Source organism: Arthrobacter sp. MMS24-T111, from assembly GCF_054888995.1.
The window spans coordinates 2,614,201-2,639,142 of record NZ_JBTZRO010000001.1; the positions used below are offsets into that span (position 1 = coordinate 2,614,201).

The window sequence follows — 24,942 nt, forward strand, 5'->3', positions numbered from 1 at the left end:
GGATGGTTTGCCGCCGTGTGCCCGGCCGGTCTTGTAGTAGTTTAGCCATGGCCGTAGGGCCTCCGTGTGGACCTGGTCATACCTGAAGTGTTGCCGGTAGGCCCAGCTGACTATGGCAGTTTGATTCAGGACCGGTGTGACGGTTTGAATCAGGACCACCCACGACTCGCCGGTTGCTTGTGACGGTTTGAGTCAGGACCACCTCAGTGTTGCTTTCATCTGTTGAAAGCGAACATTTGGAGGTCCCGGATGAGGGTGCGCATGGAGCTGTTTGCCAAGATCCGCCGAGACGCCCGTGTGGAGGGTATGTCTATCCGCGGGCTGGCAAAGCGTTATCAGATCGGCAGGGACACCGTCCGGCAGGCCTTGTCGGATCCTGTCCCGCCCGCCCGGAAGAAGCCGGTTAGGTCATCGCCCAGGCTGGATCCGTTCAAACCTGCCATCGATGCCATGCTGACCGGGGACACTACGGCGCCGAGGAAGCAGCGCCATACCGCGCGGAGGGTCTTGGCCCGGTTGATCGAAGAGCACGGCGCGGAGGAACTGTCGTATTCGACGGTGCGCGATTACGTGCGGGTCCGCCGGGCGCAGATCGATGTGGAAGCGGGCCGCCGGGTTGAAGTGTTCGTGCCCCAGGAACATGAGCCAGGCGCCGAGGCTGAGGTGGATTTTGGAGAGCTCTGGGTGGTGCTCAATGGTGTCAAGACGAAGTGCCACATGTTTGTCTTCCGGCTCTCCCATTCCGGCAAGGCCATCCACCGTGTCTATCCCACCCAGGCGCAGGAGGCTTTCCTGGAAGGCCATATCGAGGCATTCAACGAGATCGGGGGCGTGCCGGTCCGGCACATCCGCTACGACAACCTCACCAGCGCGGTCACCGCCGTGGTGTTCGGGCAAGGCCGGCAGCGGCAGGAGAACGACCGGTGGGTGTTGTTCCGGTCGTTCTACGGCTTTGATGCCTTCTACTGCCAGCCCGGTATCGGCGGGGCGCACGAAAAGGGCGGGGTCGAGGGCGAGGTGGGCTGGTTCCGCCGGAACCGCCTCTCCCCGATGCCGGTCGTTGAGTCGCTGAAAGAACTCAACGACCGCATCCGTGCCTGGGAAGCCGAGGACGAGCGCCGGCGGATCATGGACAGAATCCACACGATCGGCCAGGACTTCGCCAACGAACAGGCCTCCCTGGCACCGTTGCCAACGGAGGAATTCGATCCCGGCCTGGTGCTCAACCCAACCGTGGACAGGTCTTCGCTGATCACCGTGCGGATGGTGAAGTATTCCGTTCCGGCGCGGTTCATCGGCCGGAAAGTCCGAGTGTCCTTGCGGGCATCCGAGGTTGTGGTGTTCGACGGCCGCGCCGTGGTCGCGCGGCATCAGCGCATGGCGGCCCGGTCAGGGCAATCGGTCCAGCTGGACCACTACCTTGAGGTCCTCAAAACCAAACCAGGTGCCCTGCCAGGTTCCACCGCGCTGGCAAGGGCCCGGCAGTCCGGGGCGTTCACCAGCGCCCACGAGGCCTTCTGGGCAGCCTCCCGTCGCGTCAATGGCGACGCTGAGGGGACCCGGGAACTCATCGACGTCCTGCTGCTCCACCGGTCCATGGACGACGGAGACGTCCAGGCGGGAATCACCGCAGCGCTGGGCGTGGGAGCTGTCAATGCCGATGTTGTCGCAGTGGAGGCCCGCAGACACGCAGGGGCATCGACCGGGGGTGGGTCCGGTTCAGACCGTCATCCGGGTGCTCTTGCTGAAGTGAATGTGCAACGGGTTGTCAGCCTTACCCAGCGCCGGCTCATGGACCCGGCAGCGGTCATCGCGGGACTCCCGCCCGACACGCGCCCGCTTCCGTCCATCGGCGCCTACGACGAGCTGCTGTTCAAACGCACCGAGCACTCTGCAGGAACACCGTCGAAGGAGAACATCTCATGAGCCCCACCGCACCGGCCACCACCATCACTCCAACCCTGCGCCGACGCCGCGGCCTGACCGAACAAGCGGCGGTCGCAGCCGTGGACCAGGCCTGCCGTCGACTCCGGCTGCCCACCGTCCGGGCGGTCCTGGACGAAGCACTAAGCGTCGCCGGGAAAGAGCAACTGTCCTATCAGGGGTTCCTGGCCGAGCTGCTGCTGACCGAATGCGACGACCGTGACCGGCGCTCCTCGATCCGTCGTGTGAAGGCTGCCAACTTTCCCCGGGACAAGTGGATCGGGGACTTCGATTTCGATGCGAACCCGAACATCAACCCCGCGACCATCCCCACCCTGGCCACCGGTGACTGGATCCGCAGAGGCGCACCTCTGTGCCTCATCGGAGACTCAGGCACCGGTAAGTCCCACCTGCTCATCGGTCTCGGCACAACCGCCGCGGAGAAAGGGTTCAGGGTCAAATACACCCTCGCCACCCGGCTCGTGAACGAACTCGTCGAGGCGGCCGACGAAAAAATGCTGGCCAAGACCATCGCCCGTTATGGCCGCGTGGACCTGCTTTGCATTGATGAGCTTGGCTACATGGAACTGGACCGGCGCGGCGCCGAACTCCTCTTTCAGGTCCTGACCGAGCGGGAGGAGAAGAACTCCATCGCGATCGCCTCCAACGAATCCTTCTCCGGCTGGACCAAGACCTTCACCGACCCACGCCTGTGCGCCGCGATTGTGGACCGCCTCACCTTCAACGGCACCATTATCGAAACCGGTACAGACTCCTACCGCCTCGCACACACCATCGCCCAACGAAACGCTTAGGCTAAACGGCGGCGAGGAGTCCCAGCCGGCAAGCTCGCCGAACAGCCACCGCCAGCGCACGGGGTCACTCGGCGGCATTAGGGGAGATCCTGAAAGTACTCTGCCACGTCATAGTTGCCGATCAGTCTGGCCAGTCCTAGAGGGGACTGGCCCGACATGTTTGCCAGAAGCGGATCGGCACCACGCGAACGCAGCAGATTGATCATCGCCGGTCGTCCGCGGGAGTTAAAGACGGCGACGAACAGCGGTGTATTACCGTATGAGTTCTTTGCGTCGACCGGAGCACCGGCCTCGATCAGCGCGGCAGCGGCGTTCAGGGCATACTCCTGAGACGCAAGGTGAAGTGGGGTAAACCCCTGACTATCCGCGGAGTCGGGTGACTCGCCGGCAGCAATCAGTCGAGTCACCTCTGCTGCAGCATCGGTAAGTGCTGCGTAGTGCAGCGGCGAACGACCGGCGGGATCCATGGATACCTCAACTTCTGGACGGTAGGGGCAAACTGCCACGATAGACAATCCTTTACTAGGCGGGTGCGCCTTCCTTGCGATGAGCAGCCTCGACGGACTACCAATCAATCAACACTTCGTGCGCCGCCTCCACAATCTTGTTGCAAATATCCTCCCGGCTTTGCGGCATGTCGTCCCAGTCGTCCCTGAGGACAACCAAATAATTCAACTCCGTGGGCTGACCTAGTTCGTGCCAAGCATGGCCCAGAATGAGATTTGTCCCAATGTACGGGTCGAGGACGCCGTCAACGATTTGTTGGAGCCAGTGCCGAACCAATGCGCGCCGGGCGTCGCCGTCGTCCTCATAGGGCCTGCCCAACTGCTCCCGGACCTGGACCCATAAGTCAGACGCCCCCCGTGGATCATTCCGTGGGTGTCCAGCCAGTTCGCGAAGAGAGGGAGAGTCATAGCCCTCAACAAGCAAATCAGCTGCTACATCCGGATACTTCTCGCTGGGTACCAACCCCACTTGGTCGTGCAAAAACATCAGGCGCACATTTCCGGTTTCCTGTTCCATGGAAAAACTCTAGTCCCGGCGTCGATCATCCCTCACCTCCATAACGGACGTGCCACAGGGTGATCCTTTACCGGGAACTCAGAGGCGCGCGGTTGCTCAACTCCTATTTGATCCGCGAATTACAGTTGCCCGCCCCGAACGGTCCCTATTCGCCCGTCCGAGCCGCGCCAATGCTCCAGACGGTGGTCCTAAATCAAGCCGTCATGGTGGCCCTGAATCACGTTGACATATTCACCCAGCCTTCTTGCGTCCTGGAAGTCGGGAGAGCCGCTAGAGGACAGGCGTTGTCAGCCATGACGCGCCTGACTGGTGCTCCGTTGTAGTCCACGGCTGCGGTCACGCGGGTGAGGAACCCCGGGCGGTTTCTAGCCCTGCAGGACTTCGGCGTAGGCGAAACGGGAATGTTCTTCAACGGCCAAATGGACGTAGTCGAAACCGACCCTTGTGTGGCCTGTTATATGGTTGCGGGCGAGCTACGTTGGATCAGCCTGCCAACCGCCGTTGGGATCCGTCCTAGTTTCTTGATGTCGATGTGGATCATGTCCGCGAAGCGTCGCGTTCGTAGCAGCGTCGGTGGCGCGAGAAGCCAGGGTCCGGGCCCCCGTCGCCGGGTCAAGGTCCAGCAGCTTGGGCACACGTACCCTGGCGAGGATTTTGGAGACCGTCCGGGCGCTTGTACCGCGGCGCACTGCCAGCGCTGTCGGGACTTTCTGGTGCTCAACCCGTTTGGCCCGAACATAAGATACGACTTTCGCCGGAGTTGAACGGGGGGACGACCTTGGACGGGAGCTGCTTTCTTTTAGCCAGCCCAATCCATGAGCGCGGTAACTGCTGATTCAACGATGCGCGCAGCTCCACGGGATGCCCAGGTCTTTGGCAACGTGAGCCACCGGGCGGCAGGCGAGGACGCGTTCGACGATGATCCGCCTTCCGTTTGGGGTCTGGCTGACATTACGGTGGGCCGGAACATGCGCGAGCCCTCTGGCAACTATCGTCCGGGGAAACGCAGCACAGCGCACCGCCGAACGTATAAGAAGTCGCCAGTGGCGCAGCAAGATCGCAGCCAACCCCGAGCTGCAGGAGTTCGTGCGTGAACATCTGAGGCAACGCTGGAGCCCCCGCCAGATCAACAAACCTCTTCGCGCTATTTCCCGGGACAACCCGGGTTCGCTACTTTAGCGTATATGCTTCTCGCATCTCAGTTAGCCGTAGGCCTCAGAACCCTCGATTCGTGACGAGGAAGGGTCATATGAGGAAGATGATGTCGGCTGTCTTTAGTCACTTGCGCTGGGCCTTGGTTTTTTGACCTCGCTGTTACCGCCGCCCTCTGTGGCCGCACTCATGCCACAAGACGGCTTGAACAGCAATGCGCAGATGTGCTTTTTCTCGGCGTCCGGGGTTCCGGGGAGAAAATGGACTTCGGTAACCTAATCGGTCAGGCGGCCAGGGACTATATGGCCAAGGTTGGTGACTCAAGAGCCGTCCGATTTGTTCCCGTTGCATGTCCTGCTGCCCCAGTCTCCGACCGGTTTTGGGACAGTCCGAAAATCGTAGCGTCCGACATCCGGAGAATTAGGCGGCCGCTAACGTTGGGTGAGCAGGTGAACTTGTCAAACACAGATAGCGCCCCGACCTCTGGGGAGGTGGGGCGCTATTCAGACAAACTGCTGCCGAGAATTACGGTAGGTATTCGCAGGCGATGCGGTCGCCGTCTGCATCTAGCTTGGCGAAGTCACCGTAATACGGGTAGTAAGTGTCGAACCATTGCTGCGCCTCGGCCTGGGCGCTGAAATCAGAACAGTCCTTGTCCCCAGGCCGCGCCGGCTGAGAGGGGGCGCACGTGCCGGTCACAGTCGGGCTCGGTGATCCAGCGCCCATCCATTCGCGGAGGCTTACAGGCCTGTTCATACCTGGCCCCGCGTACCAGATCGTGGAGCTGCCGCAGTCCTTGTAGAACTTGTCTCCCGTGATCCGCTGAACAGCTTGCGGCGTGGGGAAGGCTTCGTCCCGCCACTCGTTGTAACCCAACGGGCGGCCCGCGCCGGTGCTGATCCCGGACATACGCGCAACTTCGGGTGCCCAAGTGAGCTTCATGAAGCCTTCGTTACCGCGGTCAACGAATGAGCGGTAGCCGGAGGCGGCCCATTCAGCGCCGGTCAGCTGGTGATTTACACCGTCTTCACCTTCCACGAAGAGTTCGGAGGAGGTAGCCCACTTGTAGTAGTAGCTACCCTTGATCCAGCCCGCATTGCGGGGTGTTGGGAAGCCCGCGGTCTGCCACTGCTGGTAGGAAAGGCGCGTCCACATCCAGTAGTTCTCGCCACCCGGCCAGAACGTCACCGCGTAGATGGTTGGGGACCACGGATACTTCACGAAGTTGGTGTCAGCGGGAACAGGTGTTTGGAAGTTGTAGACGTCCCGCCACTGCTCGTAGCTTAGGGCTACCGGTGTTTGGCTTGAGTCCGACTGCGTGACTAGCTGGTAGATCGTGGAGTCATACACAATCTTGTAGATCGGCCAAAGGCCCACACCCGCTACTGCTTCTGGCTGCGGGGGCGAGGCCGACACGGTAGGTGCTCCCGCTGGCTGTGTGGTCGTGGCCGTCTCGGCGGGAGTGGTACTTGCGGTCAAGGTCGGTGTGCTGGTGGCCGCAGGAACGGCGGACGCGGTGGGTGTCGCGGTGGGTCTACTGGTTTGGTTTGTTACCTGTTCGTTGGTCACGGTTTTCGGTGCTGCGATGGCTGGTGCGGTAGATGCGATACCGGACATTGCTATGGCCAGCGAAGCAGCGACGGCGAAAAGCCGCCTTTGAGATGCCCCCATGTTTTTCTTTTCTTCTAGTGCTGCATCGGTGCAGCGATTGGTGATAAGAGGAGCATAAGTTACGCGCGTGACGATTCACTACGTGTGAGCACAAATGCTTGCTTGGTGACACATGAAAGGGTGCCTTCACCTAGGTGGCACGTCGTCCAGGGCCCTGGTCCGACTTATGACGTCTTTGGGCACGGGCTGGTCTCCAGAAGACATGTCGGATGCTGACTGGGCGGCGCTCCGCGCGGAAACAGAAAAAGACTGGGCGAAATCCGAATCGAGCTCGGTATCAAAGGACAAAGAGGTGGGGTAGTCATGGCGACTATTGAGCCGTAGAAGACTAATTCTGGGAAACGCTACCGGGTTCGGTATCGGAAGCCAGACCGGACGCAGACAGACAAGCGGGGTTTCCGAACTAAGCGGGATGCTGAGCTTTTCTAGCCTCGGTAGAGGTCTCCAAGGCTCGTGGGGAGTTCATTGACGTAACGGCAGCACGGGCGCAAATTGGCCCGTTGGGCGCCGAATGGTTGGCACGGCAGACTCACCTAAAACCATCGGCCTTCCGGCCGCTCGAATCAGCCTGGAGGCTCCACGTGGAGCCGCGCTGGGGTGGAGTTGCCATCGCCGACGTCCGTAAGACGGCGGTTCAGCAGTGGGTGTCAGAAATGTCCGTGGGGGATGCGGCGGCGTCGCCGGCCCGGAAGCCCAAGGGGGCCACTCTGGTTATCCGTTCCTACGGGATCTTGGCCGCGATACTTGACGATGCCGTGAGCGATAGGCGGGCTCTGAGTAATCCTGCCCGGGTAGTCTCCTTTCCCGGAAGGTGAAGAAACCCCACGTGTATCTGAGCCATGAGGAAGTGCATGCCCTGGCCGCTGCCAGTAAGTACCCGGCGCTCGTGCTGCTGCTGGCTTACTGGGGCGTCCGCTGGGGCGAAGCTACGGCGCTGAGGGTCAAGCATCTGGATATGCTGCGGCGTCGGCTGATGATTGAAGAGAACGCCGTCCAAGTCGGATCCGTAATGGAGGTTGGCACTCCGAAAAATCATAAGAAGCGCACGGTGCCCTTCCCTAGGTTCCTGGGGGAATATCTGTCGCAGCAGTGTCAGGGTAAGGGTCGAGACGACTTGGTGTTCCCGGACGAGAACGGGCACCACCTTCGGGGGGGGCACGCGTGCACGAACAAAACATGAGCTGGTTTGCCTACGCGATCAAGCGGGCTGGCGTCCCCAGGATCACTCCGCATGATCTACGGCAGTCGGCTGCGACCTTCGTCGTTTCCGTTGGCGCTAACGTCAAGGTGTGGTCCAGAAGATGCTCGGTCACAGCTCCGCGGCGATGACGCTAGACACTGATGCGGCCTGTTCGATGGCGACCTTGACGCCGTTTCCGAAGCTCACAAGCAAACAAGTGTGGGCAAATTGTGGGCAAGTATCTAAATCAGGATAAAGCAAAGGCCCCTACCGCTCTGCAATCGCGGGGGAGTAGGGGCCTTTCTGCGTCGCGGTGACGGTCGGATTTGAATTCTTACTAGGGCAATTTCGGGTTTAGAAACTCAACCAAGGCGGATCGGGCGTCCCGAGGTGTGAAGCCAGTTGATTTGATTTTGTCCAGGTCGAGGACACTGTTCATAGGTCGAATTGCAGCTTGTTTTCCCTTAAAGTACTCGGTTGAGCTGACTCCAGACACAAATGACCGATCAGCCCCACAGAGTTCGAAGACGTCAGCTGCGATGTCAGCCCAAGACTGTGGCACTCCGTCGTTACTGAGGTTGTACGTACCATAAGGGGCGTTAGTTGACAGCAGATGCCTAATGGCCCTAGCGATGTCTTCGGTAAAGGTCAGTCTCCCGACTTGATCGTTCACGACTTCTGGCCTAACGCCGCGCTCAGCGAGGGCGGCCATTGCCTGCACAAAGTTCTTACCTTCGCCGATTACCCAACTAGTCCTGACGATATAGTGACTAGGTGCTGTGCTGGCTGCAGTGTCGCCTGCCGCTTTACTTTGCCCATATACATTTAGCGGAGCGAACGGTTCGTCCTCTGGATGGACTGCAACTAATCCATCGAAGACATAGTCGCTGGAGACGTGCACCAGCGTTAGTCGGTTTTTCGCGGCGATCCTCGCAAGGTTACGCACGGCAGTTGCATTGATCGCCCATGCCATTTCTCGCCCAGCACGGGATTCAGCGCTATCAACGGCGGTATAGGCGGCAGCATTGATGATGGTGCTGTAGTTTGGCCAGTGGCGGTTGGAGTAGGACTGAGCATCGAGAAGGTCAAAGTCATCTCGGGTGGCGAACTCTACTGAGTCATCCCCTTCGTAGATCTTTCTAAGGGCTCGCCCTAGTTGACCGTCCGCACCAAGGACAAGCGTCTTCCTCGGCGCCATTGGTATCACTCCCGACAGCCTGGGGTGGCGCAGGTCTTTCTCCGAAACCTCTGCGCGTTCGAGAGGGATTGGCCAAGAAATGTTGACGGTTTCGTCAGCCACATTGAGGAAGGTGTATTCCGCCTCCGGAGACCAATGATCGTTTACGAGGTAAACATAGGCAGTATCGTCTTCAAGCGTCTGATAGGAGTTGGCCACACCTCTTGGGATGAAAATGGCCTTGCTAGCATCTAGTTCAGCTGTGAAGACCGCCCCAAACGAAGGCCCCTCACGAAGGTCAACCCAGGCTCCAAATATTCGCCCAGCGGCGACTGAGACAAACTTATCCCAAGGTTCAGCATGTATGCCCCGTGTAGTTCCAGCCTTGTCGTTGAAAGAAATATTGTTCTGAACCGGGCAAAAATCGGGCAGGCCAAGCGCAACCATTTTCTCTCGCTGCCAGTTTTCCTTAAACCAGCCGCGGTTATCCCCGAAGACGGGAATATCATATACGATTACGCCGGGAATTGGCGTATTGCGCCCAGCGAGTTTCTTCTGAAACTCCACTCCTATTGGCCCTGTTCCTTGTATTTGGCTTCCGTTTCTGCCTTTTGGGGGCGCCACCAGTCTTGGTTGTCGCGGTACCAAGCAATCGTGTCTTCAATTCCGGTTTCGAAGTTTGAAAACTGTGGTTCCCAACCAAGTTCGTGGCGTAGCTTGCTGGAGTCGATGGCGTAGCGAAGGTCGTGGCCCGGGCGATCGATCACGTGGTCGTAGGCATCCGTGGCTTGGCCCATATGCTTCAAGATAAGTTCGACAACGTCCTTGTTATTTTTCTCCCCGTCAGCACCGATGAGATAGGTTTCGCCGATGGCGCCTTTGGCAATGATTGTCAGTACGGCTGAGGAATGGTCGTTGGCGTGGATCCAGTCACGGACGTTCTCTCCCTTGCCGTAAAGCTTCGGGCGAATACCGTCTATTATGTTGGTGATCTGCCGTGGGATGAACTTCTCGACATGCTGATACGGACCGTAGTTATTGGAGCAATTGCTTATAGTGGCCTGTAGCCCGAAGGAGCGCACCCAAGCTCGAACAAGCAAATCAGAACTGGCTTTCGTAGACGAGTAAGGGCTGGACGGGTTGTACGGCGTCCTCTCAGTGAAGCGGTCGGGGTCGTCTAGTTCCAAGTCGCCGTAGACCTCGTCTGTTGAGATGTGATGGAAGCGCTTTTGGTGCTTGCGGGCAGCTTCGATCAACGTATAGGTACCAATAATGTTGGTGTCTAGGAATGGGCGCGGGTCATGCAGCGAGTTATCGTTGTGCGATTCCGCTGCGTAATGGACAACGACGTCCGCTTCGGAAACAAGCCGATCCACGATGTCAGCGTCCGAAATATCGCCTTGGACGAACTTGAAGCGATCCTCGGGCAAGCCGGTCAGAGATTCAAGGTTGCCCGCATAGGTCAGCTTGTCCAGAACCGTAACATGGTCATCGGTGTTGTCAAGGACGTAGTGGACAAAGTTGGAACCAATGAAGCCGGCGCCGCCGGTAACGAGAAGTCGCTGCATAGTTCCATAGGTTACCGGATTTGGTTGGACTTCGAGCGAGAGGGAAAGATGGTTACCATGCGCGGAATAATACTCGCCGGCGGGACCGGCTCCAGACTCCATCCGATTACCTTGGGTATCAGCAAGCAGTTGGTGCCGGTCTACGACAAGCCGATGATCTACTACCCGCTGTCTACGCTTATTTTAGCCGGCATCAGGGATATCCTTATAATCACGACTCCTCACGATGCCGGGCAGTTTGAACGTTTGCTGGGAGATGGGTCACAGTTCGGTGTCAACATCACATACGCTCAGCAGCCCTCTCCCGATGGACTGGCCCAAGCATTCATCATCGGAGCAGAGCATATCGGCGACGGGCCAGTGGCACTGGTACTAGGAGACAATATCTTCTATGGGCGCGGCATGGGAACGCAGCTGCGGCGGTACGCAGAGATTGACGGAGGTGCCGTCTTTGGGTATTGGGTAGCAGATCCTTCTGCTTATGGCGTGGTCGAATTCGATGACGACGGTAGGGCCATAAGCCTCGAGGAGAAGCCAGTAAATCCGAAGAGCCACTACGCCGTTCCTGGGCTCTATTTTTATGACAACGCTGTTGTAGAAATCGCGAAGGACCTGAGGCCCTCGCCACGAGGCGAGTTGGAGATTACGGATGTGAATCGGGCCTACCTGGAGCGCGGAAAGCTCCAAGTAGAGATCCTCCCGCGTGGCACAGCATGGTTGGATACGGGAACTTTTGACTCGCTCAACGAAGCGTCCGAGTTCATTCACACGGTTCAAAAACGCCAAGGTCTTTCAATTGGTTGTCCGGAAGAAATCTCATGGCGCTTGGGATTCCTGACCGACTCGCAAGCTCGCTGAACGTGCCGAGCCGCTGGTAAAGAGCGGATACGGTAAATACTTGCTCGACTTGTTGAACCAAGAAGGACGCTGAGCTTAAAAATGGCGGAGGATCAGGATATCGATCCTCCGCCATTTTCTTGTAAGTCGAACCTAGGCGGCACTTCCGGTAGGTACGGCATCGAGGGCGCTTCGGCTGTACTCGGCTATTACCGGAGATGCTCCACCACCATTTAATTCCACTAAACGGCTCCAAGAAGTCACAGGCATCTTTTTCCCGCCCGACATTAGGAACACAGTCGGAGAGTCCAAGGATTTCGCGAAAATAGTGGAGTTCAAGGACGCCGTAACTTGGGGTAGTGCGCTACAGGTGGACGCGTCGAGGCTGCGGCTTGGTAGCTGGGCAGTAGCTGTGTTGCTTGGAAGCTTCCACAAAGAGCCCTTGTATCCAAGATATGTGACCGAGCCGCATCGAATGACAGGCTGAACCGTACCCGTTGAAGTGTAAGGAGCCATGGCTGATTGCGATCGGCGCGAGTACCCTACTATCCCCATATTGTTCGATATCTGGAAGCTTTCAAGCTGTAAGACCCTATCGGCGCCGTCTACTAGGAACACATCGGGACTAGTCTCTCCAACCACTAGCGTTGCTAATGGAAGAAGTGCTGGTCCCTTATTCATAGAGTCCAGGGTCAAGGGCGTCAAGGAGTAAATATAGGGAACACTGCCAACCCCTAGTTGGATCAGAGTATTCAGATCGGGAACTTCGCGGATACTCTTCTTATCGATCCTAAAAACGATCGGGGATGAAGGGGATTTTCCGAAAGAAGGATTGCTGATGCTGGGCCCTGTAGCTATCATGCCAAGTAATCTTGTTGAAAACGTTACGGTCCCCGACCACTGCGATGGGTCACTCATCGGAAATTTTTCCTGCGATCCTATGACGTACCCGCTACTCGCGGTCTCGTTCATCACAAAGCCAGTAAACGCTGGGGCTTTTTCCATTTTAGCTACAGACTGAGGGTCCAGCGCAGCCACGGGGAGAGCGTTCGCCCACTTGTTGTCTCGATTAATCGATTCGGGAACAGGTACCAGACGTCCTGCGGTGTAGATGTATGGCTGCCCGCCAGCGCGGTCAACGATGATTACTTCAGGTCTAACCAAAGGTACAGAATTGGACAGTGGAAAGGAGTCAATGGCCGCATCGGTCATACCTGCGGTGGCCGTGGGAAGGTTCGCATATGCTAGGGACTGTAAGTCGAAGAACTCACGCCTCGTCCCTCCGCTGACGTAAAAAAGCTTTCCGCTCTCCGAAACAGTCGCATTGGTGAGGTTGTCTCCGCTGGTAAAGAGGTCGATTTGGAAAGGAGCCAGCGGCACCCAGCCCGAGCAGTTGCCACCCCCGAAATCGCTCATGATGGCGCAGCTCGGAATATAGTTCCGTCGGCCTGCGTCTACGAAGTAGATTGCACCGTCCGTGCTTCGTACGAAACGACCAACCGTATTACCGTTAGACAGACTATCTAGGTAGGCTTGGCTCACATTATAAAGGGAACTTATGGGCGCGTAGCGCTGGTAGGTTGTCCAGTCCGGGACTGCATACTTAGTGGTTCCGCTGACGAGGTAGATCGTGCTGCTGCTCGGCCCTTTCACAAGGGTGGAACCTGTGCTGTCCCTGTTGTTGGCAAAACGCTGAAGAGACTGAAGGTCGCCATTCCATACATTCGAGTCGCCAGCCATTGGGCCCGTACTGCTGTATTGCCACACACTGTACGTTGACCAACTCACTGGAACCGCGCCGGCGTCGTTGCTGGGCGAACCGGGGTACGCAGCTACCCAAAGCGGGTAATCACCGAAACCGGCCTGGTTGCCGAGGCATTGATTCCACCAGCTTGTGTTGGTGTAGATCATGGGTAACCTGCCAGTCATTGACCTGACCGTATTCCCAAAGTCCTGGACCCACGCTGCCAGCTGGCTTGGCGACATGTTGTAGCAGGTGTTACCGAAGTAGAAACCGTTGATGGTCCTACCCTCGTAGGGATTGAATTCAAAGTCGAGAACCGGCGGCAAGGTATATCCGTCGGGCGACCATCCTCCGCCGTTGTTGACAAAGTAAGTGGCTTGGTCGGCTCCAGAAGACCAGTTCGGAATCGCGAAGTGGTAGGCGCCCCGGATCATCCCTACGTTTCTGGCTCCCTGATACTGGGAACTGTAGGCGGGGTTCGTATAGTAGTTTCCCTCGGACGCTTTTACATAGGCAAAGCGCGCTCCCATGTTCCACTGTTGCTGCCAGTCGACTGCGGACTGGTAGTAGCTGACATCCAGTCCCTGGACCCCAAAAGTTGGCATCCATGTGCCTTGGGCGGCGAGGGTTTCAATGCTGTTCGGCTTGGCTCCGGTCGGGGTCGCGGAGGAAGTGACCCTGGCTGAACGCTGGCCCATTTGCGCTCCCCCTGGTCCGATGGCATCGGCCATGGATTGAGGCTGGGTCGCCTGGGGAGCCATTGCGCTTTGCGTGGGAAGCGGCGAGGGCTTCGCCATGCTGGTGGCTGCGGATGGCGTCGTGTCAGGAGGCGCAGCCGCCGGAGAGGACGTGGGAGTTTGTGAAGCTGATGGGGTGGGTGCCGGGCTCGATTCAAGAGCAAAGGTGGGTCCGGTGAGGCCCGGTCCCGCTACAAGAGCAAGCGCAAGCGGAATCACCCCTAGGTACTTCAGGAATGGGATACGGGACTGAGACAGGTTCCGCTGCATATTGGCTCCGGAGGACAATGGGCGCTCCCCCGAACGCCCATCTGGTTTGCTGCGCCGGTGGTCCCCCCAGGGACCTGCCGAACAGAGATATTGACACTTAACGCGCTCACCATAGCATCGTGTTGCTTGGGGGGCCAGTGGTATGGATGTTTCTGTTGGGGCTCATGCAAGCAGGGTGACTGCAAACGTCCAGATGGTTTTGTCGCCAACCCGCCGATGTGAAGGAAGTGATGGTGCCGCTTGTCATTCACTCGGAGAACGCATAGTTGGCCAGCGGTTCAGTCGTCCCTCCAGAAGACGGACCGGTCGGCCGTACTGGAAAGGGACGCACGTATACGCGTGCTGCATCTTAGCTTGATGAAGCAGAACGTAGGCCAGGTGATTGTGCGAAGATCAGGCGTTGGGGTGGCTCGGGCGACACTCCAACTTCGCGCGAACTACAACGTGCTTGGCCTCGGCATACCCCGTAGTAAATGCTGTCGACCGGCACTGCAGACGTAGAGCCAAGCTAGGGCTCACGACGTGTGGGCACTTTAGGAGGGCCACTCTTGAATGAGTGACGCACCCGGGAATCCTCTCATTAAAGCGGGGGACCCCGAAGGTGTCTAGCTCTTCGGGGTCCTCCAGTCGCGGCCCCCATGATGTGTGCCATGAGATGACGCACTAGACAGAATAGGTGTTCACTTCCCGAGTCACAAGCTGTGTTCACAAATCGAAGGCGCCTCCGCAATGAGGATGAGGGGTTTTCCTGATTTATGTGGATCCGTTGCGAGGCTGTCGTGGGGTCAACCCCGGATGGCGGCAGCGGTTGGTGCCGGGGATGCCGACGCCGCTCGATCGCCAACAAATAGTACTAACCGTCATCCAGATGAACGACCATTGGTCCGGACCCATGCGTTCGTAGGCTAAAATTCCACCAACAGCGTGTGCAGGCAAGATATGGCTCCAGGGTGCATTCGCGGACAAGCGGCATTGGTTCGAAGTATGGAGATTTCAGTTCTTGAACTGAATGTGGTTTGCGTGCCGGTGCCAATTAGGGCGCGTTCATAATCCGCACGGACTTTGCATTGATTGGGGAGTGCTTGGGTGGCCCTCGAGGTACTGCAGCTGCGTAAGTTATTACTCCATTTGTGGCTGCCCATGGCTTGGCTTGCGTTGACTTTTATAGCTTGGTGCAGGCTTCCGCAAACCACTAGACAAACGGTCTGGGCCGAGGACGGGGGAGTCTTTCTACGTGATGTTCTCTCCAGCAACGGGTGGGAAACCCTCCTTAAGCCGTACGATGGATATATTCACGTAATTCCCCGTGCTCTTGTGGGATTTGTGTACGTCATTGCCCCTATCGACGATTTTGCCGTATTGGTATCATTTTTGAGTTGCGCAGTGACCGCGGGCGTGGGGTTGGGTGTTTTCGTACTCGCCAAGCCCCTAATTCTATCTCCGTGGTCACGTGCAATTTTGGCTGCTATCCCTGTGCTGCTGCCTATTGCTCCGATAGAAGTTCTGGGCAACGCGGCAAACCTTCACTGGTACTTTATGTGGCTCTCGCCTTGGTTGCTTATTCATCGGCCTGTCACTTGGGGCGGACGCGCAGGACTGATTCTTACTGCTTTAGCCATCTCGGCTAGTGAGGTGATAACAGGGATTTTTCTGCCGCTGGCGGCCTGGATGGTATTGAAACGCAAGAACTACTGGGCGCCGATCGGCCTCATCGTCGGGGTCGGCCTTCAGTTGTTGACAACACTCGTCAGTCCTCGGGGGACTCACTGCGGGTCGATAACAGTGTGGGTCTCCGCTCGGTCGCACTTGGTTTCCTCGTCCAGCCTGTCGCATCACTAGTCTGGACCGACAGCCACACCGTTGCGGACGATCTCGCCAATACCGGAATTCTGGCCGTCTTTCTCCCAGCAATAGTGTTGACGATACTTTTCATTTTAATCTTTATGTTCGGCAGGACTAATTTGAAGGTGGCTGCTATTTACGCGATAGGTTCGGCCGCAACATGCTGGACTGCATCAGTTCTCATCAACGCCAACCCCGTGTTTAATTACGCATACTTCAATAGCCAGGATTGGCGGCAAAGTTTTCAATTTAGCCGCTATGCGGTCGCCCCCGGCATGCTCCTCCTTACTTTGATTCCCATTGCTCTCGCGAGCCTTAGCGATCCACCTACCCGCAGTAGTCAACCAGGAACGAAAAAGGTGTTCTCCGCCGCGTTGCTGGTCTTCACCCTGGTTATGCTGCCTAATTTCTTCCAAGCCAGAACATTGAGGGAAGCTGGCCCAGAATGGGCAGCCCAAGTCGTTTCAGCTCGGGCCGCATGCAGTTCCGACAAGACACTGACGGAAAGCACGGTGTCGGTGGCCCCGGCCCGTTGGAAATTCACCCGGGTAAGACTCCCCTGCGCGCTGCTTGACCCGAACAAGAGCAGCCATACTGCGGCATCCGACATCCTCTTTCCCTAGGATTTGTTGCTAAAACTCCCTTGGCTAGGAGCGAGCATTACCAACGCACCCAAAACGTTGTCTGTCGAAAGAAGAGACAGGCAGACCACGTCAGATTTCGTCTCAACGCACAACGGGGAACGAGTGCGACCGGGATTCCGGTAGCACCGCCGTGATATCCCCCGCCAGCATAGGGGGCACGGTACCCCTCAAGGATGGCCAAGAGCGGCTACCCAGCTCCACTTGTAGCTGTGAGCAACTAAATCGGGCAACAGTGCCAACGAAGCTGTGCGCAGGGAGCAATGCCCGCTCGAATTGACGGCATGATCGCAAGAGTTACGTCTTTGCGTGTGGACGTGACCGTTTAACTCTCCGGACAGACGCAACGCGGCATGCATCGATCCGCCACTTGTCCACAAGGGCCGCCCATATGACTTGGCAGCGTGGTGTAGCCTCCCTAGGCTGTAAGCCAGTCGCAGTGCCTCCGACGGAGGCGGCATTTGTATGGGGGAACATATGGACGCGCTGGGAATAGTCGAGGACGAGGTCCGCGAGCTTATCCGCCGCCGCGGATTGGATCCGCTCAAGCAAGCGGGTGAGGTCCGGCGCCTGGTGGAGGCTGCGGTCATCGATTACGACGAACGGGCACTGATGGGCCCGCTTCCTCCCATCGGCCCGCTGGACGCAGCGCGCCGATTCCTGTTCGACGCAGTGGCAGGGTTCGGTGTGCTCCAGCCGCTGCTCGACGATCCTTCGATAGAAGAGATTTGGCTCAACGCGCCAAACGAGATCTTTGTAGCGCGCAACGGCGAGTCGGAACTGACTTCACTGAGCCTGACGGATCAGCAGGTGCGCGATCTCGTGGAGCGCATGCTGAAAAGCTCCGGCAGGCGGCTGGATATGTCCTCCCCCTTCGTCGACGCTGCCCTTCCTGACGGGTCCAGGCTCCATGTGGTCATCCCGGACGTCACCCGCCGCCACTGGGCGGTCAACATACGAAAATTCGTGGTGAAGGCGAGCCGGCTTGAGCACCTTGTTGAACTCGGAACGCTGACGCACCAATCCGCGCGGTTCCTCGGGGCGGCGGTTGCCAGTGGCCTGAACATCTTGGTCTCCGGCGCAACACAGGCCGGCAAGACGACCATGCTGAACTGCCTGGCGGCCAGTATTGGAAGCCGGGAACGCGTGATCACGGTTGAAGAAATCTTTGAACTCCAGTTCCCGCTGCGCGACGTCGTGGGCCTCCAGTGCCGGCAACCCAACCTGGAGGGCGAAGGCGAGATCCCGCTCCGGCGCCTGGTCAAGGAAGCGCTGCGGATGAGGCCCGACCGGCTGGTGGTGGGAGAAGTCCGGGAGGCCGAGAGCCTGGACATGCTGATTGCACTCAACAGTGGCCTTCCCGGGATGTGTACCGTCCATGCAAACTCTGCCCACGACGCCGTGACGAAGATTTGCACACTGCCGTTGCTGGCCGGGGAGAACATCTCCAGCGCATTTGTAGTTCCCACAGTCGCATCCTGCATCGATCTTGTCGTGCACTGCAGCAGACAAGTCGACGGTCGGCGGCAGGTCACCCAGATCCTCTCTCTGGGGCGACGGGTGGAGAACGGCATCATAGAGTCTTCCCTCGTCTTCGCCCTGGAGGGCGGAGTCCTGCAGCCCAGGGCAAACGCAATGCCGGCCGCGGATAAGTTCTCCCGCGCGGGATACGACGTCGCAGCCCTATTGGACGCACGATGATTCCTGCGATGGTGGGAGCTGCGGCCGGGGTGGGATTCTTCCTCATCTGGTGGTCCTGCTGGGAGACTCCAGATACCGGACGCCGGCAGCGTAAGCCAGGACGTCTCAGTAACCTGCTCGTTGCCGCCGGCATAGAGAAGGTATCTGCCCGGGGCCTGGTCGGCACCTGCCTTGGTCTGGGGCTGTTCACTGCCCTTGTCTTCTTCGCGCTCAGTCGTTCATGGCCGATTGCCGGCTGCTTCGGCCTGTTCGGATCGTGGCTGCCTGTCACGCTGCTTCGCTGGCGGGCACGAAAAAGGTCAGCTCTGCTCCGCCAGCTGTGGCCCGACGTCGTTGATCACGTTCGCTCGGCAATCCGCGCCGGCCTTCCGCTGCCTGAGGCCCTTATCCAGCTCGGCGACAAAGGGCCCGAAGAACTCCGGCCCCTGTTCCGCGAGTTCGGAGCCGATTACCGGGCCGGCGGCCAATTCGACGGCTCGCTGAACAAACTGAAACACCGGCTCGCCGACCCCGTCGCAGACCGTATCGTGGAAGCGTTGCGCCTCACCCGTGAAGTGGGCGGCTCCGACCTGGGGCGACTGCTCGGCACCCTCGGAGAATTCCTCCGTGAAAGCGCCCGCACGCGCAGTGAGCTGGAAGCGCGGCAATCCTGGACGATCAACGCGGCCCGGCTTGCTGTTGCTGCACCGTGGATCGTGATGGTGCTGCTGGCAACCAGACCGGAAGCAATCCAGGCGTACAACACACCAATGGGTGTCGCAGTCCTGCTTGGGGGACTGGTGGTTTCGCTCATTTGCTACACCGTCATGTTGAAGATCGGCGCGCTGCCCCAAGATGAAAGGGTGCTCCGATGATGGCAGTCCCGGCCGCCGCCGTTGTCTGCGGAACCGGCCTTGGCCTTGGCTTGTGGCTAGTGATTTTCAGGTCCCCGCCGATGCGTGCCATGACTCTCGCTGAGCGGATCGAGCCCCAACTTAAGTCGCAGAACCTGGAGTCGCGGCTCCTGAACGTGGGCGATCCGAACTTGACACCATTCGGCCCGCTGGAGCGGATTCTCCGTCCCGTCTTCCGCGACTGGCTTTCCGCGTTGGCCCGGCTCAACCCATCACCGGGAGCAACGGAGCGGCGGCTGGCCCAAGCGGGGATCGGCAAGTCACCCATTGACTTCCGTGCGGAACAGTTGCTTTGGGCAGCGGCCGGTTTTGCCCTCGCTTTAACGGTCGTACTCACAGGAGCGGCCGCAGGACGGTTCAGCCCGATCTTTGCGGTGGCCGCAATCCTTGGCAGCGCGGCGGCAGGTTTTGTCCTCCGGGACTACTGGCTGGGCGCCCAGGTGCGGCGCCGGGAGGAGCGCATGATGGCCGAATTCCCCAGCCTGGCGGAGCTTATGGCCTTGGCTGTCAGCGCAGGGGACAGCGCGACGGGTGCACTGGACCGGGTCTGCAGGAGCGCCCACGGGGAACTGTCAAGGGAATTTGCGAACATCCTCGCGGAGACGCGGGCAGGCAAGCCGCTCGTCCTAGCCTTGGAAGAGTTTTCTGGGCGCACGGACCTTGCGCCCTTGGTCAGGTTCGTTGACGGCATCATCGTTGCGGTGGACAGGGGAACCCCCCTTGCCGAAGTGCTCCGTGCCCAGGCCCAGGATGTTCGTGATTCGGCCAAGCGGGACCTCATGGAAGCGGCGGGCAGGAAAGAAATAGCAATGATGGTGCCGTTGGTCTTCGGAATACTCCCGCTGACGGTGGTATTCGCCGTATTCCCGGGCATAGCAGCGATCAATATGGGCTTCTGAACCTGGGGGGCTACCTGTCGTGAAGCAGCTCGTGCAAGGACACCGTATTCATCAGGAAAGGACGCAACATGAAAACTATGGGAACCCGCCTGGCGGCGCTGTTTATCGGTATGGCTGCCCTGGTGCAGTGTGAATTGCACCGGCCGGTGAACGGCCACCGATGCAAAGTGAGTTCCGGAGACAACCCCGAACGTGGGGATGTACCGGGTTGGGTGATGATTACGCTAATGTCCGCCGTCCTGGTGGCAGCGCTCCTGGCGCTCGCCGGCCCTGCGCTGGAGGCCATGTTCAATCAGGCCATGGACAAAGTAGGGAAGTGATCCGTGGCACGCTCCGCTCCACGGCCGGAGGCGCGTCCCGGGTTGCCCTCTGCGGGGGAGTGGGGCTCTGCCGTCGTGGATTTTGTTCTGGTCGGCGGGCTGCTGACGATGTTCTTCCTCGCCATTATCCAGCTGACCTTAGTCCTGCACGTTCGGAACACGCTCATCGATGCTGCCGCGTCCGGCGCCCGCTACGGGACTTTGGCAGACCGTAACTCCGCCGACGCCGAGGAACGGACCCGCAGCCTCATCGGGACTGCCCTGAATCCCGGATTTGCCGGGCAGGTCAGCGCCCGGGAAGTGAATCTTCAAGGGATGCGCACGCTGGAAGTGACAGTCCGGTCCCCGTTGCCGGTCATCGGCCTGATCGGTCCCCGGGCGATGCTGGAGGTGAAAGGGCATGCTGCCATCCAGCCGTGATCCGTTAGCGACAGACAAGCCGCCCGGCACCGCCATCAAGTTCCGCATCAGGACAAGGCTCACGGAACTACTCTGCCGGGCACGGGCACCGTACGCCGGACAAAATCCGGGATATGCAGACGCCTCCGGCCTGGCGGTGGAACAGCCGCGGCCTGACCGAGAGGACTTGCAGCGGCACACCAGCGGTCACGAACGGGGGAGTGCAGTCGTCGAGTTCACCTTCCTGGCGCTCCTGCTGATGGTCCCGCTGGTGTATTTCGTCATCACCGTGGGTCAGGTCCAGGGCGGCTCCTTCGCCGTCGTGGGCGCCGCTGACCAGGCAGCAAAGGTGTACGTTGCCCAGTCCGACCCCGTCACCGCACAAGCGGCCGCAGAGCGGGCGGTCTCCTTGGCTCTTTCCGATTTCGGGCATGAGCCAGCGCAGGCAAACATGACGACAAGCTGCGAACCCGCAGACTGCACCGCTGCGGGAAGCGCGGTCACGGTGACCGTCAGCCTCAGTGTGCCGCTGCCGTTCCTCCCTTTTGCGGAAGGACTGTCGGTCACGGATGTCCGGGCCTCCGCCACCCAGCTGGTGGGGCGCTACCGGTGACACCCCGCGCGCAAAAAGCCGAAGAGGGCCAACTGATGGTGATGATCATCGGCTACGTGGCCGTGGCCTTGCTGGTGGCAACGGTCGTCATCGGAATATCCAGTGTCTACGTCGAACACAAACGGCTCCTCTCCCTGGCTGACGGGGCATCACTGGCCGCCGCCGACAGCTACACGCTCGGCGACGTCTCATCACAGGGCGGAACCCCATCGGCTGTCCTCAACCCCGCCCGTGTCCGCAACGTGGCAGCCGACTTTGTCGGCAGGAGCCCGGCTTCCCAACGGTTCTCCGGCCTCGCCGTTGCCGCCGGAACGGGAACGCCCGACGGTTCTACCGCCGTCGTGGTCCTCACCGCTGCAGTGCACCCGCCGGTGGTCAACTTCCTGGTTCCCGACGGAATCCGCATCGAGGCCACCTCGACGGCGCGGTCCCGGCTGACCCGTTGATGCCTGCCCCGCCGGTTAATCCCCGGTGACGGGCAGCGCCGGGCCGTATGCCCCAATAGCGTAGGGTTAAACCACCATGGCCAATATTGATTTTTCCGCTGAAATCCGCGCCCTCCGCGCCACCTACGAGTCCATCGAACGCGTCTCGGACGTGGATGCACTCCGTGAAGACATCGCCGAACTCAGCGAGCGGGCAGGGGAGCCGGACTTGTGGGACGACCCCGCAGCGGCGCAGAAGATCACCTCCCGTCTCTCCCACCGGCAGTCCGAGCTGGAACGCCTCACCAACCTGGCCTCGCGTATCGACGATCTCGAAGTCCTGGTGGAACTGGGCCAGGACGAGGACGACGCCGCCTCGATGGGGGAGGCCGCGGCCGAACTCGAATCCATCAAAAAGGCCCTCAAGGACCTGGAAGTGGTCACCTTGTTGTCCGGAGAATATGACGAGCGCGAAGCCGTGGTCTCCATCCGTGCGGGAGCGGGCGGTGTCGACGCGGCAGATTTCGCCGAGATGCTGATGCGCATGTACCTTCGTTGGGCCGAGCGGCACGGTTACCCTACGACGGTCATGGACACCTCGTATGCGGAGGAAGCCGGCCTGAAATCGGCCACCTTCGAGGTCAAGGCTCCCTACGCCTACGGCACCCTCAGTGTTGAAGCGGGGACCCACCGCCTGGTCCGGATCAGCCCGTTCGACAACCAAGGCCGGCGCCAGACATCGTTCGCGGCCGTGGAAGTCATCCCGCTGATCGAACAGACCGATTCCATCGACATCCCGGACAACGAAATCAGGGTCGACGTCTTCCGATCGTCCGGGCCCGGCGGCCAGTCGGTGAACACCACCGACTCCGCGGTGCGCCTCACCCACATTCCCACCGGCACCGTCGTCTCGATGCAGAACGAGAAGTCACAGCTCCAAAACCGGGCCGCCGCCATGCGCGTGCTGCAATCCCGGCTCCTCCTGCTCAAGAAGGAACAGGAAGACGCGGAGAAGAAGGCCCTGGCGGGGGACGTCAAAGCCTCCTGGGGCGACCAGATGCGCTCCTATGTCCTCAACCCCTACCAGATGGTGAAGGACCTGCGCACTGAACACGAGGTGGGCAACACGTCAGCTGTGTTCGACGGCGAGATCGACGACTTTATCGACGCCGGTATCCGCTGGCGCACTGACAACCGCAACGCCGAAAAGTAGCCGGGCGGCTCCCGGGCTCGACCGGATCGGGCGACACGCCCCCGAAAGCCCGCCCAAGCGCCGGGCATCCTGCGTATAGTCGAGGGGCCGGGGCCCTACTTCCCCCAAACGAAAACCCGTGCACCGGCTGCAGAACTGGGCTGCATCAGAACAATCAGCCATGCCCTGCAGGGTACTTAGGGCCATGATCCGATTCGAAAATGTCACCAAGGTCTACGACCAAAAAGCCCGGCCTGCGCTGGACTCCGTCAACCTTGAGATTGATCGCGGCGAATTCGCCTTCCTGGTGGGGGCCTCCGGCTCCGGAAAGTCCACCTTCCTCCGCCTGGTGCTGAAGGAGGACCGCGCAACCTCGGGCGCCGTCTATGTCGCCGGCCAAAACGTTGCCAGGATTTCGAGCTGGCGCGTGCCGCGCCTCCGCCGTGGCATCGGCGTCGTCTTCCAGGACTTCCGCCTCCTGCCCCAAAAGAACGTCTTCGCCAACGTGGCTTTCGCCATGCAGGTCATCGGCAAGAGCCGGAGCGTCATCCGCGATACCGTCCCCGAGGTCCTCAAGACCGTTGGCCTCGAAGGCAAGGAACACCGCATGCCGCACGAACTCTCCGGCGGCGAGCAGCAGCGAGTGGCCATCGCCCGGGCCGTGGTCAACCGGCCCGGGATCCTCCTGGCCGACGAACCCACCGGAAACCTGGACCCCACAACGTCCATGGGCATCATGGGTGTTTTGGACAAGATCAACCAAAACGGAACCACGGTAGTGATGGCCACCCACGACGATGACATCGTCAACGAGATGCGCAAGCGGGTGGTCGAGCTCAAGAACGGCGTGGTAATCCGCGACGAAGCCAAGGCCCTGTACACCTCGATGATCCCCGTCGTCGGCCAGTCCAGGCGGCTTAAGGACGCCAGCGGCAGGGAAGCAGCCGACGACGGCCTGCCGGGCAACGGTGCCGAAGGTGAGGCGCGGCAATGAGGCTTGCCTTCATCCTTTCCGAGATCGGCAGTGGCCTGCGCCGCAACCTTTCCATGGTGGTTTCCGTCATCCTGGTGACATTCGTGTCCCTCACCTTCGTGGGCGCGGCCGGGATGCTGCAGATGCAGATCAACCAGATGAAGGGTTACTGGTACGACAAGGTCCAGGTAGCCATCTTCCTGTGCAGCGACGGTTCGACCGCACCTGGGTGCGCGTCCGGGCCGGTCACCCCTGAGCAGCAGCAGGGCCTCAACGCGCTCTTGGAGTCACCAGCCGTGGCGCAGTACATCAACGACTTCCAGTTCGAGTCCCGCGACGAGGCCTACAAGCACTTCAAGGACCAGTTCTCCAACTCGCCCATCGTCGATTCCGTTACCCCGGACCAGTTGCCGGCATCATTCCGGATCAACATGAAGGATCCCGAGAAATACCAGATCATCAGCGAGACCTTCTCATCGCAGCCGGGCGTGGAGACCGTGATCGACCAGCGACAGCTCCTCGAACGCCTCTTCTCGGTGATGAACGGCGCCTCCCTGGTCGCAGTCGGCATCGCCGGCGTGATGATCGTCTGCGCGATCCTGCTGATTGCCACTACAATCCGGCTATCCGCCTTCAGCAGGCGCCGGGAAACCGGCATCATGCGGCTTGTCGGCGCGTCAAAGACCGTGATCCAGTTGCCCTTCATCCTTGAAGGGGTCATTGCTGCGGTCATCGGCGCTGCGCTGGCCTCCGGCACGCTGTGGGCCGTGGCGCAGTTCTTCCTGGGTGACTACATGTCCCGCCAGTACCCGGACACCGCCTTCATTTCCTCGGGCCAGACACTGATCCTCGCGCCGGCACTACTGATTCTTGGCGGATCCTTGGCAGGAATTTCGTCTCTCTTGACCCTTCGCAGATACTTGCGCGTTTAGGCTATGCAAACCGAC

Annotated in this window: 20 protein-coding genes and 1 pseudogene; 15 read left to right on the forward strand and 6 right to left on the reverse strand. The window is 59.7% G+C overall.

Features of this window, described 5'->3' with window-relative positions; genetic code table 11:
• Positions 1 to 249 precede the first annotated feature (249 nt).
• Entirely contained in the window at positions 250 to 1,926 is a 1,677-nt protein-coding gene (gene istA / locus ACX5I6_RS12265) for an IS21 family transposase (protein WP_461840647.1), read from the forward strand.
• Positions 1,923 to 2,738 carry an IS21-like element helper ATPase IstB gene (gene istB / locus ACX5I6_RS12270; RefSeq protein ID WP_461840648.1) on the forward strand — a complete coding sequence of 272 codons (816 nt, stop codon included), beginning with the start codon at positions 1,923 to 1,925 and terminating at the stop codon, positions 2,736 to 2,738. The genes istA and istB overlap by 4 nt, the downstream gene beginning before the upstream one ends.
• A gap of 77 nt (positions 2,739 to 2,815) precedes the next feature.
• Here istB and ACX5I6_RS12275 read toward each other — a convergent pair whose 3' ends face one another.
• The 3 genes from ACX5I6_RS12275 to ACX5I6_RS12285 form a co-directional block, all read right to left on the reverse strand.
• The gene (locus tag ACX5I6_RS12275) at positions 2,816 to 3,205 is read right to left on the reverse strand and encodes an ankyrin repeat domain-containing protein (protein WP_461840649.1); all 390 of its coding nucleotides are present in this window, start codon (positions 3,203 to 3,205) and stop codon (positions 2,816 to 2,818) included.
• Between the two features lie 97 nt (positions 3,206 to 3,302).
• Positions 3,303 to 3,761, reverse strand: a complete 459-nt coding sequence (locus ACX5I6_RS12280) for a hypothetical protein (RefSeq protein WP_461840650.1) — start codon at positions 3,759 to 3,761, stop codon at positions 3,303 to 3,305.
• Between the two features lie 1,677 nt (positions 3,762 to 5,438).
• Complete coding sequence (locus tag ACX5I6_RS12285) at positions 5,439 to 6,290, reverse strand: excalibur calcium-binding domain-containing protein (protein WP_461840651.1); 852 nt, start codon at positions 6,288 to 6,290, stop codon at positions 5,439 to 5,441.
• A gap of 1,120 nt (positions 6,291 to 7,410) precedes the next feature.
• Between ACX5I6_RS12285 and ACX5I6_RS12290 the strand changes: the two genes are divergently transcribed.
• Positions 7,411 to 7,764: a tyrosine-type recombinase/integrase gene (locus ACX5I6_RS12290; protein WP_461840652.1), complete on the forward strand. Its 354-nt coding sequence runs from the start codon at positions 7,411 to 7,413 to the stop codon at positions 7,762 to 7,764.
• Between the two features lie 337 nt (positions 7,765 to 8,101).
• Here the strand turns inward: ACX5I6_RS12290 and ACX5I6_RS12295 are convergent, their stop codons facing one another.
• Positions 8,102 to 9,514, reverse strand: a complete 1,413-nt coding sequence (locus ACX5I6_RS12295; protein ID WP_461841709.1) for a sugar nucleotide-binding protein — start codon at positions 9,512 to 9,514, stop codon at positions 8,102 to 8,104.
• A complete protein-coding gene (gene rfbB / locus ACX5I6_RS12300) occupies positions 9,511 to 10,509 on the reverse strand; it encodes a dTDP-glucose 4,6-dehydratase (protein ID WP_461840653.1) in 999 nt (332 codons plus the stop codon). The genes ACX5I6_RS12295 and rfbB overlap by 4 nt, the downstream gene beginning before the upstream one ends.
• Positions 10,510 to 10,566: 57 nt before the next feature.
• On the opposite strand from rfbB, the pseudogene rfbA reads away from it, so the two are divergent.
• Positions 10,567 to 11,440, forward strand: a pseudogene (gene rfbA / locus ACX5I6_RS12305) (glucose-1-phosphate thymidylyltransferase RfbA).
• Positions 11,441 to 11,499: 59 nt separating this feature from the next.
• Here the strand turns inward: rfbA and ACX5I6_RS12310 are convergent.
• Positions 11,500 to 13,695, reverse strand: coding sequence for a lysozyme (locus tag ACX5I6_RS12310; RefSeq protein WP_461840654.1), 2,196 nt, complete (start codon positions 13,693 to 13,695; stop codon positions 11,500 to 11,502).
• Positions 13,696 to 15,881: 2,186 nt separating this feature from the next.
• Between ACX5I6_RS12310 and ACX5I6_RS12315 the strand changes: the two genes are divergently transcribed.
• From ACX5I6_RS12315 to ftsX, 11 genes are all read left to right on the forward strand, one after another.
• A complete protein-coding gene (locus ACX5I6_RS12315) occupies positions 15,882 to 16,562 on the forward strand; it encodes a hypothetical protein (protein WP_461840655.1) in 681 nt (226 codons plus the stop codon).
• Positions 16,563 to 17,057: 495 nt separating this feature from the next.
• Positions 17,058 to 18,281, forward strand: coding sequence for a CpaF family protein (locus tag ACX5I6_RS12320; RefSeq protein ID WP_461841710.1), 1,224 nt, complete (start codon positions 17,058 to 17,060; stop codon positions 18,279 to 18,281).
• Entirely contained in the window at positions 18,278 to 19,135 is an 858-nt protein-coding gene (locus ACX5I6_RS12325; protein WP_461840656.1) for a type II secretion system F family protein, read from the forward strand. Before ACX5I6_RS12320 ends, ACX5I6_RS12325 begins: the two co-directional genes overlap by 4 nt.
• Positions 19,132 to 20,073, forward strand: a complete 942-nt coding sequence (locus tag ACX5I6_RS12330; protein ID WP_461840657.1) for a type II secretion system F family protein — start codon at positions 19,132 to 19,134, stop codon at positions 20,071 to 20,073. The genes ACX5I6_RS12325 and ACX5I6_RS12330 overlap by 4 nt, the downstream gene beginning before the upstream one ends.
• 68 nt (positions 20,074 to 20,141) lie before the next feature.
• Complete coding sequence (locus tag ACX5I6_RS12335; protein ID WP_461840658.1) at positions 20,142 to 20,393, forward strand: hypothetical protein; 252 nt, start codon at positions 20,142 to 20,144, stop codon at positions 20,391 to 20,393.
• A gap of 3 nt (positions 20,394 to 20,396) precedes the next feature.
• The gene (locus tag ACX5I6_RS12340; RefSeq protein WP_461840659.1) at positions 20,397 to 20,813 is read left to right on the forward strand and encodes a TadE family protein; all 417 of its coding nucleotides are present in this window, start codon (positions 20,397 to 20,399) and stop codon (positions 20,811 to 20,813) included.
• On the forward strand, positions 20,794 to 21,405 hold the full coding sequence (locus ACX5I6_RS12345; protein WP_461840660.1) for a TadE/TadG family type IV pilus assembly protein: 612 nt from the start codon (positions 20,794 to 20,796) through the stop codon (positions 21,403 to 21,405). The genes ACX5I6_RS12340 and ACX5I6_RS12345 overlap by 20 nt, the downstream gene beginning before the upstream one ends.
• Before the next feature lie 35 nt (positions 21,406 to 21,440).
• Positions 21,441 to 21,851 carry a pilus assembly protein TadG-related protein gene (locus ACX5I6_RS12350; RefSeq protein WP_461841711.1) on the forward strand — a complete coding sequence of 137 codons (411 nt, stop codon included), beginning with the start codon at positions 21,441 to 21,443 and terminating at the stop codon, positions 21,849 to 21,851.
• 76 nt (positions 21,852 to 21,927) lie between these two features.
• Positions 21,928 to 23,043 (forward strand): peptide chain release factor 2, encoded by a 1,116-nt coding sequence (gene prfB, locus ACX5I6_RS12355; RefSeq protein ID WP_018760183.1) that lies wholly within the window; start codon positions 21,928 to 21,930, stop codon positions 23,041 to 23,043.
• A 184-nt stretch (positions 23,044 to 23,227) separates the two neighbouring features.
• A complete protein-coding gene (gene ftsE / locus ACX5I6_RS12360; protein ID WP_133830941.1) occupies positions 23,228 to 24,016 on the forward strand; it encodes a cell division ATP-binding protein FtsE in 789 nt (262 codons plus the stop codon).
• Positions 24,013 to 24,927, forward strand: a complete 915-nt coding sequence (gene ftsX, locus ACX5I6_RS12365) for a permease-like cell division protein FtsX (RefSeq protein WP_018760181.1) — start codon at positions 24,013 to 24,015, stop codon at positions 24,925 to 24,927. The genes ftsE and ftsX overlap by 4 nt, the downstream gene beginning before the upstream one ends.
• Positions 24,928 to 24,942: the final 15 nt, after the last annotated feature.